The sequence below is a fragment of the Francisella sp. Scap27 genome (assembly GCF_013394105.1).
GTDB classification, from domain to species: Bacteria; Pseudomonadota; Gammaproteobacteria; order Francisellales; family Francisellaceae; genus Francisella; species Francisella adeliensis.
The window spans coordinates 1,698,995-1,713,117 of record NZ_CP041326.1; the positions used below are offsets into that span (position 1 = coordinate 1,698,995).

Genomic DNA, 14,123 nt, shown 5'->3' on the forward strand with positions numbered 1-14,123 from the left:
ATTACAGTGCTATCTCTAAATACTCATAAAAAACTTCTCGATAATTTCCAAGCTCAGAAAAACAGCAATAAGCTTCATCATGCTTTTATATTTAAAGTTAAAGATGCTGTACTTTTGGATAGTTTTATTAAGTCTTTTTGTGAAATACTTTTAGATCAAGAAATACAAGACTATGAAGACAGTCCGTATGTAACTATTGCAAAAGTTGAAAATGATGAGATAAAAGTTGCAGAGATAAAGAAAATTATCAAAAATTGTGAACTAACAGCGCATAACAACCTTGCTAAAATTATAATTATTCCAGAGTTGAGTTTTTTGAATGATTCGGCGACTAATGCATTACTTAAAACTTTAGAAGAGCCTACCGAAAATACTTTTTTCTTATCATTTACACGAAACTTTAGCGATATATTAGATACTGTAAAAAGTAGATCTTTGACTTATGATATTTCATTTGATGATGAGGATAAATATAACTATCTTGAATATACTTTTGAGATGTCTAAAGATTCTATATCTAAGTCATTAAAGATGTCTCGTGATGATATAAATGTAATTGCTAAAATTAAACTCGAGCCAGAATATTGGCAGATTAGGGCGTCACTAATGAAGGTGCTTGTTGGTCAGGTGAATGTTAATGTATTTTTGAAAGAAGCAAGTCCGCATTTTAAAGATACTTTGTATTGGTTAACGAGTTTAATTATAGACGTATATAACTACAATCTTGACTCTGAAACACAATGTATAGCAAACTATGATAAGCTTGCGATAATCAAATATTTAGCTACTAAACTACAAACTAATGATATTTATAAGATTTATCAGCAGACACTAGAAGCTAAGGATTATTTTGCTAACTATAAAAATGTAGATAAAGAGTTAGTTCTAGAAAATATAATATTAGAAATTTTAAAATAGGAAAAATAATGGATACTAAAAAACAACAAAGATTAAGAGCAGATGCTCATATTTTAAAGCCTGTAGTACTAATGGGTGATAAAGGTTTAACTGAAAATGTAATGTTAGAAATAGATTTAGCATTAGCATCTCATGAGCTTATAAAAGTAAAAGCAGGTCGCTTGCCGAAAGAAGAAAAGAAAGCTATAGCAGATGAAATCACAAAAGCTACTAAGTCAGAACTAGTACAAATAATTGGTAATATACTAGTTTTATACAGAAAAAATTCTAGTAAAAATAAGTAGGTAATACCGATGAGCTTTCCAATTACACGTCCGCGTAGATTACGAACTAGCCAAGCTATGCGAGATATGGTTGCAGAAATCACTTTAAGAACAGATGATTTGATGTACCCGATATTTGTTGTGCATGGTCAAAATATCAAGAAAGAAATATCAAGCATGCCTAATCAATATCATTGGTCTATTGATAGGCTTGATGAGATTGTTGAAAAAGTAGTCAAAGCTGGCATCAAAAGTTTGATGATATTTGGTGTGCCAAAGACTAAAGATTTAGTGTCTTCAGAGAACTATGACTCAAATGGTATTACTCAACTAGCTATCAGAAAAATTAAAGCTTTAGCTCCGCAATTAGTAGTAGCTACAGATGTTTGTATGTGTAGCTTTACTCCACATGGACATTGTGGGATATTGGATGAAGACCAAGTTGTCGATAATGATAAAACATTAGAGATACTTCAAAAAACAGCTGTTTCTCATGCACAAGCTGGGGCAGATATTGTAGCACCAAGTGGTATGATGGATGGCATGATTATCGCAATGCGTGAGGCTTTAGATAGTGCAGAGTTCTTTAATGTTGGGATTATGTCGTATTCTGTAAAATATGCTTCAGCATATTATGGACCATTTAGAAGTGCTTGTGACTCATCTTTAAAAGGTGATCGTAAAACTTATCAGATGGATTATCGTAATAAAAAAGAAGCAATTCGTGAAGCATTAGAAGATGTTGAGCAAGGTGCTGACTTTATAATGGTTAAGCCTGCTTTGAGTTATCTTGATATTATCAATGAGCTTGATCGTATCATTGATTTACCGGTTGCAGCATACCATGTAAGTGGTGAGTATGCGATGATAAAAGCAGCAGCAAGTGCAGGATTAGTTGATGAAAAGGCTATCACAATAGAGACCTTAACTTCGATGAAAAGAGCAGGAGCTAAAGTTATACTTACCTACACGGCACTAGATGTAGCTAACTGGCTTGAAAGCTAATTATGATAAGTATCGCATTATTTGAGCCAGAAATCCCACCTAATACAGGTAATATTATCCGCTTATGTGCTAATGTGGGTGCTAATCTTCATCTTATTGAGCCACTTGGTTTTAAGCTTGAGGATAAGCAACTAAGACGAGCTGGTTTGGACTATCATGAATTTGCAGATCTTAAGATTTATAAAAGTTTTGATGAGTTTTATGAAAAAAACAAATCTAAAAAAATTTGGGCTTGTGAAACAAGTGCAAAAAAGTACTATCATCAGGTAGACTTTACAACTGATGACATTCTTTTATTTGGCCCTGAAACTAGAGGTTTACCAGCTGAGGTTTTAGAGCTTCTTAATCAAACTCAAATCAAAATTCCGATGCACAAAAATACCCGTAGTTTAAACCTTTCAAACTCTGTAGCAGTCATATTATATGGTGCTTTGGATAATATTGGCTTTGAAGGGTTGGGATTGTTATAGTCCTGCCTGAAAGCTGTAGTTTTTTTATTATAGGATTTAGAGTGTAAGGGCCGTCATACTATGAGTTTGGCTAATCAAACAATTAAGTGTTTAGTGTAGGGAATTATCTTGAAATTCTGAAGTAAACACTCAAGTAAAATAAAACATTACAGTGAAGATAATATAGCGATCTTGCCTAATCCTCCTAGTTTTAAAAATGCTTTAATATGTATGTGTTAGTATTCACGAAGGTGAGACAGGATCTATTGAGTTAGCTTGTAAGCTAATGCCTGAAATTTATGATGGATTAGGAGTTTCTCGACCTATTGGACCTGCTATGACAGATGTTTTAGAAAAAATGTAGTATTTGATTTATAGTCTCATTTTGCTTTTCTGATCAAACATTTATAAAGAACATAAGCCAGCATAGCAGTCAATAAATCTACAACCATTAGCCATAGAGCAACTTCATTATAATCACCACTAAACAGCGAAAGTATATTTAAAAGCGTATAAATACTAAAAAATATCAGACAACCAGCTTTAAACGCAGAGCCTTTAAATAAGGCGATTATAGAGAATAAAAACAATGCTAGCTGGTAAATTCCAAGCTGAAAAACCGCGGGAGTGTAAATCCATCCTTGAAATTTACTCATGTAATCTCCATCTACTAAATAAGCGTAACTATTTAGTAGCATAAATACGCTTATGTTTATTGCGATAAAGTAATTTGCATAGATGTTTGGGGAATGTTTTTTATAAATAATGCTTGAATGTAAAAAGCCAATTATAAAAGGGGTTATCAGTAAACATACGCTTATAACTATTGTTACCATTGGAGTGTGAATTTCTAAAATAATTTAGAGTTTACAATAAATGTCGTATCTTGTCATATATAAATGCAATAAGATATAGACAATCCAAGTGATGATAGTTAAAATTTGCTACTATTGAATTGTTTAAAATAAAAAATAGGAAACTAAAAAATGCAAGTAACTGTAGAAAAGAAAGAAGGTATCAATTGTTCATTACTTATCGAAGTACCAGCTAACGAAATTGATTCTGTAGTAGAAAAAGAAGTAAATAAAACTGCTAAGACTATCAAAATGGATGGTTTCAGACCTGGTAAAGTACCTGCTGGCATGGTTAAGAAAAAGTACGGTGAGCAAATCAGAATGGAAGTAATTTCTGACTTAATCCCTCAAAAATATTCTAAAGCAATTCAAGATGAAAAATTAGCTGTTGCTGGTATTGAAGTTGACCTTAAAGAAAACAAAGAAGGTGAGCCACTTAAGTTTGTAGTAAACTGCGAGCTTTTCCCTGAGTTTGAAGTAACTGGTTTTGACAAAATTGAAGTTCAAAAGCCTAAAGTAGAACTTGGTGATAACGAAGTTAAAAAAATGATTGAGAATTTAAGAAAGCAAATGGCAACTTTTACAGAAGTAGAAAGAGCTGTTGAAGCTGATGATAAAGTAACAATCGACTTCGTTGGTAAAAAAGACGGTGAAGTCTTTGATGGTGGTACAGCTAATGATTCTGAAGTTGTTATCGGTTCAGGTCAAATGATCCCTGGTTTTGAAGATGGTATCGTTGGTATGAACAAAGGTGAGCAAAAAACTATAACAGTTACTTTCCCTGCTGAATATCAAAATGAAGAATTAGCTGGTAAAGAAGCTACTTTTGACATTACAGTTAAGAAAATCTTAGTTCCTGAATTACCAGCAATTGACGAAGAATTCGTTAAGAAGTTTGGTGTAAAAGGTGGCGTAGATACTTTTGAATCTGAAATCAAAGAGAATATGGAAAGAGAGCTTAAGTTCATCCTTCAAAGAAAAACTAAAGACCAAGTATTTAAAGGTCTAAGAGAAATTGCTGAATTTGAAGTGCCTAAATCTTTAGTTAAAAGAGAAATTGATGCAGCTAAGCAAAACATAGTTAAGCAAATGGGTGGAGATAAAGGTGGATTTGATGTAAATCAATTACCTGATAACCTATTTGAAGAGAATGCTAAGCAAAAAGTAGAGACTAGTTTAGCTCTTGATAGCGTAATGAGAACTCATAATTTTGAAGCTACTGAAGAAGAAGTGGATAGTTTACTTGATGAGATGGTTCAAGCTTATGAAGATGCTGAAAAAACTAAGCAAGAAATCAAGAAAAATGAAAAAGAAATGGCTAACTTGAAAGCAGTAGTTATAGAAAACAAACTTACTGACTGGGTTCTTGAGCAAGCACAAGTTACTGATAAAGAAGAAGATTTCTTTGAAGTTATTAAAGAAAATATGCAAGCTCAACAACAGGGCGGATTCTAATTTTAGAATTAAGAGGTTAATATGATAACTAATAATTTAGTTCCTACAGTTGTCGAAAAGTCAGCTGGTGGTGAAAGAGCTTATGACATTTACTCAAGACTCTTAAAAGAGCGAATTGTTTTTTTAAATGGCGAAGTAAATGATCAGTCTGCAAATCTTGTAATTGCACAGCTTTTATTTTTAGAGTCAGAAGATCCTGAGAAAGATATATTTTTCTATATCAATTCTCCAGGTGGTATGGTTACAGCTGGTATGGGTGTTTATGATACTATGCAATTTATCAAGCCAGATGTAAATACTATCTGTATTGGTCTAGCAGCTAGTATGGGTTCTTTACTTTTAGCCGGTGGTGCAAAAGGTAAAAGATACAGTCTACCAAGTTCGCAAATCATGATTCATCAACCATTAGGTGGTTTTAGAGGTCAAGCTTCTGATATAGAGATTCATGCAAACAACATTTTGCGTATCAAAGAAAGACTAAACAAAGTACTTGCTCACCATACAGGTCAAGATTATGAAAATATAGTTAAACATACTGATCGTGATAACTTTATGATGGCTGAAGAAGCTAAAGAGTATGGCTTGATTGATCATGTAATTGAGACTCGTGACGCAATAATAAAATAAATTAAAGGAATAAGCTAAATGGCTAAAATTCTATACTGCTCTTTCTGTGGCAAATCACAAAACGAAGTGAAAAATATAATCGCTGGTCGTGAAGGTAATATCTGTAATGAATGTGTTAGTAAGTGTGCTACAAAAATGCATACTTCTAATGTTGATGGCAGTATTGCGAATACAGAAGAGTTATCTTTTGATAAATTACCAAAACCTATTGAGATTAAAAAGCAACTTGATGATTATATTATTGGTCAAGATAATGCAAAAAAAGTACTATCTGTAGCTGTTTATAATCACTATAAAAGAATAACAGCTCCCGCTGAAGACTCTTCAGAAGAAGGTGCTGAGAAAAAAGATGATACAGAGCTTAAAAAGAGTAATGTGCTTCTTATCGGACCTACAGGTTCAGGTAAGACTTTATTTGCTCAAACTCTAGCGAAGTACTTAAATGTACCGTTTGCAATAGCTGATGCAACTACTCTTACAGAAGCAGGTTACGTTGGTGATGATGTTGAAAATATTATCGTTAGATTGCTTCAAAATGCTGAGTTTGATGTTGATAAGGCTAAAAAAGGTATTATTTATATAGATGAAATTGACAAAATAGCACGTAAATCAGAAAGTGCTTCTATTACTCGTGATGTATCTGGTGAAGGTGTGCAACAAGCATTACTTAAACTGATCGAAGGAACTGTGTCTTCTGTACCACCTAAAGGTGGTAGAAAGCATCCTAATCAAGAGATGATAGAAGTTGATACTTCTGAGATATTATTTATATGTGGTGGAGCATTTGCTGGTATTGAAAAGCAAGTAAAACACCGCATGGATAAAGTTAGTATTGGTTTTAATGCTGATGTAATCCAACAAAAAGATAATCTTGATACACAAAAGCTAATGCAAAGAGTAGAAAGTGAAGATTTAACTAGGTTCGGGCTTATTCCCGAGCTTATAGGTCGTTTGCCGATACTTACTGTACTAAATGAGCTTACAGAAGAAGACTTGGTTAAAATCCTTAGAGAGCCTAAAAATGCTATCGTAAAGCAATACATAAAACTATTTAAGTTTGATGATATTGAGATAGAGTTCACTGATGAAGCATTAGTTGAAGTTGCTAAGAAAGCTATAGCTAAAAAGACAGGCGCAAGAGGGCTTAGAAGTATATTAGAAAATGTGCTTTTAGAATTGATGTTCCATGTACCTTCAAATGCTGAAGTGGCTAAAATTATAGTTACTGGTGAAGCTATTTCTGATGAAGAGGAGCTAACTATAGTGATGAAAAATAATGATAAAAAGCAACTCAAGGATTTAGTATAAAATTACAAACTCACAGGAGTATATAAATCTATGTCAGAAGCATTAAATGTTGTTCCTGTAATACCGCTGAGAGATGTGGTTATTTTCCCTACGATGACAATTCCGTTAAATGTAGGCCGTAAGAAATCTATTCAAGCAGTAAAAGAGTCATCAAATAATTATGATAATTTTGTACTGCTAGCTACTCAAAAAAATGGTTCAAGCACAGGAGATAATCCTGAAAATATCTATGATATTGCTACTCTAGCTAAGATAGTTCAGATAATGAAACTGCCAGATGGTAGCTTAAAAATTATCGTTGAAGGCGTAGCAAAAAGATTAGTAGCAAAGTATGCAGATGAAAAAGACTGTATGTACGCAAATCTTGATAGTTTATTTGTTGATGATAGATACGATATGAAATCTTTAGATAAAGAGATGAAAGCTATATTGTTATCTATATCTGAATCATTGAAGTATTTTGCTGAAATAAGCAATAAAATTACAAAAGAAGCTTTAGGTGCGATTGTAAACACTGAAAAGCCTGAGAATTTTATCTATGAGATAGCAACTATCTTAAATACAGATATCTCGAAAAAACAAAAACTTCTTGAAGCTACAGATATTAAGAATAAAGCCTTATTACTTTTAACTTATCTTGAAGAAGAGCTTGAGATTTTAGAGCTTGAAGCAAAGATAAAGGATCGAGTAAAAGCTCAGGTTGATAAAAACCAACGTGAGTATTATCTTAATGAACAAGTAAAAGCTATCTATAAGGAGCTTGGTGAGGCGGATGAAGAATCAGAAGTTTCGGCAATTAAAAATAGAATAGAAAAGTCTAAGATGACAGATGAAGCAAAAGAGAAATGTTTTAAAGAGCTTAAAAAGCTTAAAGCAATGCCACCATCATCATCTGAGTCTGCTGTTTCGAGAAACTATATTGAAACAGTACTTTCATTGCCTTGGGGTAATAAAACTAAAGTAAAGAAAGATATTAGCCTGGCTGAGAAAATCTTAGAAAAAGATCATTACGGTATCAAAAAAGTTAAAGATAGAATACTTGAGCATTTAGCAGTACAAATTAAGAAAGATACTAATGCAAAAGCGCCTATATTATGTTTGGTAGGCCCTCCAGGTGTTGGTAAAACATCTATAGGTCAGTCTATCGCTCGTGCTACTGGACGTGAGTATGTGCGCATGGCATTAGGTGGCGTGCGTGATGAATCTGAGATCCGTGGACATCGTCGTACATATATAGGTTCTATGCCTGGTCAGATTATCCAAAAGATAGTTAAATCTAAAACAGAGAATCCATTATTTTTGTTAGATGAGATTGATAAAATTTCTGCTGACTTTAGAGGAGATCCTTCAGCAGCATTGCTAGAGGTTTTAGATCCTGAGCAAAACAATACTTTTAATGATCATTATCTTGAGATTGATTATGATTTATCTAAAGTGATGTTTGTTGCTACAGCAAACTCATTAGATATTGATCCAGCTTTGCGTGATAGATTAGAAATCATTCATTTAGCAGGTTATACTGAGTTAGAAAAGCAAGCGATTGCTAAGCAGTACCTGATCCCAAAATCTTTAAAAAATAATGGTTTAACTACTAAAGAATTAGCTATTACACCAAAAGCTACTTTGGATATTGTTAGATATTATACAAGAGAAGCTGGTGTGAGGAATTTACAACAAAAAATAGACGGGATTTGTCGAAAATCTGTTAAAAATTTGTTGGTTGATCCAGATACTAAAAAAGTTTCAATTTCTCAAAAGAATTTAGCTGATTATTTGGGTGTTCAACAATTTGATTATGGTATTAAGAATACTCAGGCTAAAATTGGTCAGGTAACAGGCCTTGCTTGGACATCTGTTGGTGGTGATTTATTAACTATTGAAGCATTAGCAATGCCTGGTAAAGGTAAGATAAAATATACTGGTAGCCTTGGTGATGTGATGAAAGAATCAATAGATGCTGCTTTGAGTGTTGTGAGATCTATTTCAAAAGATTATGATCTTGTTGATGATTTTTATGAAAAGAAAGATGTTCATATTCATGTGCCAGAGGGAGCTACTCCAAAAGATGGTCCTAGTGCGGGTATTGCGATGACAACAGCTTTAGTTTCTGTGTACACAGGTCAAGCTATCAGAAATGATATTGCTATGACAGGTGAGGTTACTTTGCGTGGTGATGTGTTACCAATTGGTGGCTTAAAAGAGAAACTTTTAGCTGCTTTAAGAGGTGGTATTAAAGAGGTTTTAATACCGAAACAAAATATTAAAAACCTAGCAGACATTGACAAAGAAATTACAGAAAATCTGCAAATAACCCCTGTAAACCATATAAAAGAGGTGTTATCTAAGGTTTTTTAGTTTTTTTTGTTGAAACTGCAAAATATTAGTGTTATAAATTCTAGTGACACAAGTCGTTTGTTAATAAAAAGGAGTCTCAAATGAATAAAAGTGAATTAGTAAGTGCTATAGCTAAAGAAGCTGATGTAACTAAAGAAGTTGCTGCAAAAACTTTAGATGCTACTATTGCATCTGTAACTAAAGCATTAAAAAACAATGATAGCGTAACTTTAGTTGGCTTTGGTACTTTCCAAGTTAAAGAAAGAAGTGCTAGAGATGGAAGAAACCCTAAGACTGGTGAAACTATCAAAATTAAAGCATCTACTGTACCAAGCTTCAAAGCTGGTAAAGGTCTTAAAGACGCAGTACAGAAGTAAATAAAATTCACAATTTAGTGATTTTTTAAAGGCATGCTTAACGGTGTGCCTTTTTTTTATCTATAATATACATAAAATAATAATATCTTGATTAAACCATAGGATTAAAAAAATGTTACAGTCTTTTAATGACAGGCTCAAAGGACCATTCACTTGGATAGTTGTAATAACAATAAGTTTTGTTTTTGTGATTACAGGTATGAGTTTTTTCTTTACTAATATTGGAGCAGGCAGTTCTTATGTTGCTAAAGTAGGTGATAATGAGATAAGTTCTCAGCAGCTCCAGCAAAATGCTAGTGGAGCAACGACAAATGCTCAGAAACGCCAAGTATTAGCTCAAATGGTAGATCAATACCTAGTATTAGCAGATGCTCAAAACCATAATATTCAGGTTTCTAAATTGGCTTTACAAAGCGCTATATTTACTAACCCAATGTTTTTTGACAAATCAGGTAAGTTTTCAAGTGAGAAATTAGCTCAAGTTGCTAGTTATGTTGGTGGTATGCCAAGATTAGAGGCGATACTTTCACAGAATATTACAGCATCATTAATCCCAGGTACGATTGAGCAAACAGCTTTTATTACAGAAGATGAAACTAATCAATTAAAAAATATTTACGCTGTTAGTAAAGATATTGAGTATATTAAACTTACTCCAAAAGATTTGGAGTCTGATATTAAGCCAACAGATGTAGAGCTACAAAAATTCTATAATACTAATAAGGCTGAATATGTAAATCCTGCAAAAGCAAAAATTAGTTATTATTTGATTTCAAAAGATGACTTTAAGTCAAAAGAAACAATTTCTGATGAGCAGATAAAACAGTACTATAATGAAAATAAAGATTTATTCAAAAAATTTGATGATAAAACCAAAGCAACAATAAAAAATATTATCCAAAATAGAACTGCACTTGCAACTTATAATACATATACTCAAAATATTGATAGTATAAAGTTTGAGCAAGTTTCTAAAAAGCTTGGTGATTCAAAGTTTAGTAATATCATAGATAATGATTCTAAAGATATAGAAGGTCTTCAAAATGGTTTATTTTTTACAAATACCCAGAAATATGGAGCGTTGCCAATATCTGATGATAAAACAGTGGTATATCATATTGATGGAATGACTCCGACAGCACAGCAAACTTTTGAAGAAGTTAAAGATAAGGTTTCTCAAGAATATATAAAACAAAAGTCTAAAGAACTAGCTGTAACAGAGGCTCAAAAAATAGCTGCTAATTTACAGGATAGTAAAAAAGTATCACAAGGTTTTGAAAAAGCTACGGTATCTTCTGATGATAGTAGCCTACCTAAAGAGTTTGTAGACTTTGTGTTAGCAAACACTAACTCTCAGTATTTAATTTCTCAAGATACTGATGGTACAAATTATGTTTACAAAGTAACAAAAGTTATTCCATTAGATAGTAAAAAAGCTAGTGTTCCTACGCAAGTAATCCAAGCCTATAAAGCTGAAGAGTTAAACTACTACTTGCAAACCGTAAGAGCAGAAGTTCCTGTGAAAATTAATACTCAAAATATCTAATGACTAAATCTATATATGGTATTGCTGGACCAACTGCTTCAGGTAAAACAGCTCTTTCTATCTCAATAGCTAAAAAAATAAATGCTGAAATTATCAGTGTTGATTCATCGCTTGTTTATAAAGATATGGATATTGGCACGGCTAAGCCAACTGTTGATGAGATGGAAGGGATTCCTCATCACTTAATTGACATTATAGAACCAACAGAGTCCTTTTCAGTAGCAGATTTTATAAGAGAAGTTAATCGACTTAAAGTTGAAATCTGGGCTAGAGATAAGGAAGTGTTACTTGTCGGTGGTACGATGCTTTACTTTAAAGGTCTGATAGAGGGTTTATCTGTATTGCCAGAAAGTGATCCTGAGATTAGAGCTACACTTGAGCTTGAGTGTAAATCTAAGGGTTTAGAGTATCTTTATAAGCAATTAAAGCAATTTGATTTGCAAGCTGCAGATAAAATAAATGCAAATGATCAGCAAAGAATCTTTAGAGCTTTAGAAGTTATTATGATTAGTGGTAAAAAGTACTCAGAGCTTGTACAAACAGCGAAAGTGGGAGCTTTAGAAGAAGAGCTAAAATTATGTGCTATAGTTCCACAAGATAGAAACTTACTTCATAGCAATATTGAAACTAGATTCAAACAAATGATAGAAAATGATTTTCTTGATGAAGTTAAAACTCTTAGGGAAAACCCAAATCTAACTATTGATACTACAGCTATTAGAAGTGTTGGTTATAGGCAGGCATGGGAATATCTTGATGGAAATATATCTTATGAGGAATTTTTGCATAAAGGAATAGTAGCCACAAGACAACTTGCAAAACGCCAACTTACTTGGCTTAGAAACTGGAAGGGTGAGATTAAACTAATTGATATGGAAAGTGCTAGCAAAAAGCGCGAGGTTTTAGAATATTTTGGTAAGGGATATCTTTGATGAGAAAAATACTTATGCTAATTTTAATAGCAGTAGTTATATCAAGCTGTAGCTTAATATCTAACAACTCTTCGGTTCAATCTGAGATGAAAATAGATTATAAGAACAATATTTTAGAAATTAATAACTATAAAGATCGTGATTTTAACCTTGAGATAATTAGTAAAAACTCTAAAGATGGTAAATATTATGCTAGTGAGGATATAGTAGTTAAAAATGGGTCTCATAAATATAATTTGATTTTTAATCAAATAAGTAAAAAAGCTGTAGAAGTTCTAATGAAATACTCTCAAGCGAATACTATGTATATTTATACATCAGTAGATCAAGACTCAAAGATAGATAATGTATCTCATATCATCTTTAAAGCACGCAGTAATGTGAAGACTCAATCGACGCCTTTATCAGCTGATATTTTATTTAATGCAAGTCAAGTATCAACTTTCTATAAAATTACTGGAGTTGCTATCACCAATAATGGTGGAATGAGCAGTAGTGAAATTTCAACTAATATCAAGGTAGCTCTTGCTGATAAAGAGATTACCATAGGAAGGGTTTTAACGAGTAATTATAAAGAAGTTAACTGTAGTGCTCTTAACAAAGGCTGTGATAGTTAATTAAACTAAAATCTATGTAAAGTTCGTAAACATAAAGATATCAGTCAAAATGAAATAGTTGATTATGTATCCGTAATATCTTATTATGAAATATACGATGTATTTTGTTGATATGTATATGAAGACTATATTTTCATTTTTTTTTATGTCTTTTTTTGGTGTTTCTTTTTGCTTTGCTTTAAATGATTTAACTACTCAGTCTGTTTTAGTTTCAAACTATGATGGTAATCCTGTAGCTCTTTTTAAAGAGTCTGATGATAGTGGCTTAGCATATTTGCAATATGATAAAGCTAGTAAATCGTGGACGGGAAACTGGGTCAGTTTGGGTGGAGCTTTAAATAGTGGTTTTGTCAGAAGTTTATCAGCTGTTAAGAATGCAACAGGTGTACTTAGAGGTGTTATAGCTTCAGATAATAGTGGTAATATAGCTATTTACGCCTACAATAGTGGATTAAATACTTGGCAGGAGATGTCGCACTTAAGTTCTATTCGTGGCACAAATAATATCGTTTTTGTTAAAGGACTTTCTTTTGATAAAAATAGTTTTGGTATAGTAGCTGTAAATGAGTCTGTGCCAAACTATACATTAGACTTCTATAAGATGAGCTATAATGAATATGCCAAAGACTCTTTAACCGTTGAAGACAAAACTAAGCAGCAATTTAAGTTGAAAGGTGTTGAAGCAAAAAACAATATAGAACATATTTATCCTATCTATAATAAGTCTAAACTTAAAGGCGTAATAGTGACTTCTAATACTTCTGCAACAGTAAGTTATGTTCATTATTGTAAATACTCTTTAAGTTCACGAGATCAATGTGAGCGGGTTGCTAGATATAATCATCCAATAGAAGCATCAGAGGTTGTTTATACTAGGGATAACAATATAGATGGCTTTATTGTGAAAGCAGGCACTAGTGCGTATTTTTTGCCTTATAGTCGAGGAGAATTAGATGGCAGACATCAAGAACAACTAACACTTTCCGTTTGGGATACTGTCGATGATATTCATTCAGTTACATCGAAAGATGGTGAAACGATAGGCGTAGTAGCTGTTTTTATGAATGGACTTGTAAAATACCTTCCGCATAGTAGTGGTTGGAAAAACCATATTTGGAAAATTCTTCGTAATGCTAGTGTTGAGGATTATATTAAGCAATCTCAAGAGTTTGATGACCATGATGGTAAACATTATTTGTTTATAGGTGATGCAACTGGAAGAGTAGAGTATTTGGTCAATGATGATAATTTTAAAGCAACTTCATGGAAGCTAATCGGTGATAATAAGGGGACTATTACTAAATTTATACCTTTTTTAACAGCTAATGGGGACTTGGAGTCCGTAGAATCTTTATTTTTGAATCCTTTTTCTTCGGTTAGTATTGAGATATAGCCATAGTCGTTTCTAATAAAATAAAAATTTGCCGATGACTATTAT

The 14,123-nt window shown here is 32.6% G+C and carries 14 protein-coding genes; 13 read left to right on the forward strand and 1 reads right to left on the reverse strand.

Annotated elements, in window-relative coordinates; genetic code table 11:
* Positions 1-6 precede the first annotated feature (6 nt).
* From FLM55_RS08125 to FLM55_RS08140, 4 genes are read left to right on the forward strand one after another with little or no spacing between them, the layout of a single operon-like run.
* A complete protein-coding gene (locus FLM55_RS08125) occupies positions 7-918 on the forward strand; it encodes a DNA polymerase III subunit delta' C-terminal domain-containing protein (RefSeq protein ID WP_178948805.1) in 912 nt (303 codons plus the stop codon).
* Between the two features lie 8 nt (positions 919-926).
* Complete coding sequence (gene yhbY, locus FLM55_RS08130; protein WP_178948806.1) at positions 927-1,202, forward strand: ribosome assembly RNA-binding protein YhbY; 276 nt, start codon at positions 927-929, stop codon at positions 1,200-1,202.
* 9 nt (positions 1,203-1,211) lie between these two features.
* Entirely contained in the window at positions 1,212-2,186 is a 975-nt protein-coding gene (gene hemB, locus FLM55_RS08135) for a porphobilinogen synthase (protein WP_178948807.1), read from the forward strand.
* Positions 2,187-2,188: 2 nt separating this feature from the next.
* Entirely contained in the window at positions 2,189-2,656 is a 468-nt protein-coding gene (locus tag FLM55_RS08140; RefSeq protein ID WP_178948808.1) for a tRNA (cytidine(34)-2'-O)-methyltransferase, read from the forward strand.
* A gap of 359 nt (positions 2,657-3,015) precedes the next feature.
* Here the strand turns inward: FLM55_RS08140 and FLM55_RS09550 are convergent, their stop codons facing one another.
* Entirely contained in the window at positions 3,016-3,471 is a 456-nt protein-coding gene (locus FLM55_RS09550) for a DUF6790 family protein (RefSeq protein ID WP_178948809.1), read from the reverse strand.
* 150 nt (positions 3,472-3,621) lie between these two features.
* Here FLM55_RS09550 and tig point away from each other — a divergent pair, with 150 nt between their 5' ends.
* The 9 genes from tig (at position 3,622) to FLM55_RS08190 (ending at position 14,078) form a co-directional block, all read left to right on the forward strand.
* Positions 3,622-4,944 carry a trigger factor gene (gene tig, locus FLM55_RS08150; protein WP_178948810.1) on the forward strand — a complete coding sequence of 441 codons (1,323 nt, stop codon included), beginning with the start codon at positions 3,622-3,624 and terminating at the stop codon, positions 4,942-4,944.
* A 21-nt stretch (positions 4,945-4,965) separates the two neighbouring features.
* Positions 4,966-5,571 carry an ATP-dependent Clp endopeptidase proteolytic subunit ClpP gene (gene clpP / locus FLM55_RS08155; protein WP_178948811.1) on the forward strand — a complete coding sequence of 202 codons (606 nt, stop codon included), beginning with the start codon at positions 4,966-4,968 and terminating at the stop codon, positions 5,569-5,571.
* An 18-nt stretch (positions 5,572-5,589) separates the two neighbouring features.
* Positions 5,590-6,879, forward strand: a complete 1,290-nt coding sequence (gene clpX, locus FLM55_RS08160; protein WP_178948812.1) for an ATP-dependent Clp protease ATP-binding subunit ClpX — start codon at positions 5,590-5,592, stop codon at positions 6,877-6,879.
* A gap of 30 nt (positions 6,880-6,909) precedes the next feature.
* Positions 6,910-9,234, forward strand: a complete 2,325-nt coding sequence (gene lon / locus FLM55_RS08165) for an endopeptidase La (RefSeq protein WP_178948813.1) — start codon at positions 6,910-6,912, stop codon at positions 9,232-9,234.
* Between the two features lie 80 nt (positions 9,235-9,314).
* On the forward strand, positions 9,315-9,590 hold the full coding sequence (locus tag FLM55_RS08170) for an HU family DNA-binding protein (protein WP_112870417.1): 276 nt from the start codon (positions 9,315-9,317) through the stop codon (positions 9,588-9,590).
* A gap of 112 nt (positions 9,591-9,702) precedes the next feature.
* Positions 9,703-11,136 (forward strand): SurA N-terminal domain-containing protein, encoded by a 1,434-nt coding sequence (locus FLM55_RS08175; protein WP_178948814.1) that lies wholly within the window; start codon positions 9,703-9,705, stop codon positions 11,134-11,136.
* Positions 11,136-12,068, forward strand: coding sequence for a tRNA (adenosine(37)-N6)-dimethylallyltransferase MiaA (miaA, locus tag FLM55_RS08180; protein WP_178948815.1), 933 nt, complete (start codon positions 11,136-11,138; stop codon positions 12,066-12,068). Before FLM55_RS08175 ends, miaA begins: the two co-directional genes overlap by 1 nt.
* On the forward strand, positions 12,068-12,685 hold the full coding sequence (locus FLM55_RS08185; RefSeq protein WP_178948816.1) for a hypothetical protein: 618 nt from the start codon (positions 12,068-12,070) through the stop codon (positions 12,683-12,685). The genes miaA and FLM55_RS08185 overlap by 1 nt, the downstream gene beginning before the upstream one ends.
* 85 nt (positions 12,686-12,770) lie before the next feature.
* Positions 12,771-14,078 carry a hypothetical protein gene (locus FLM55_RS08190; protein WP_178948817.1) on the forward strand — a complete coding sequence of 436 codons (1,308 nt, stop codon included), beginning with the start codon at positions 12,771-12,773 and terminating at the stop codon, positions 14,076-14,078.
* The last annotated feature ends 45 nt before the right edge of the window (positions 14,079-14,123 follow it).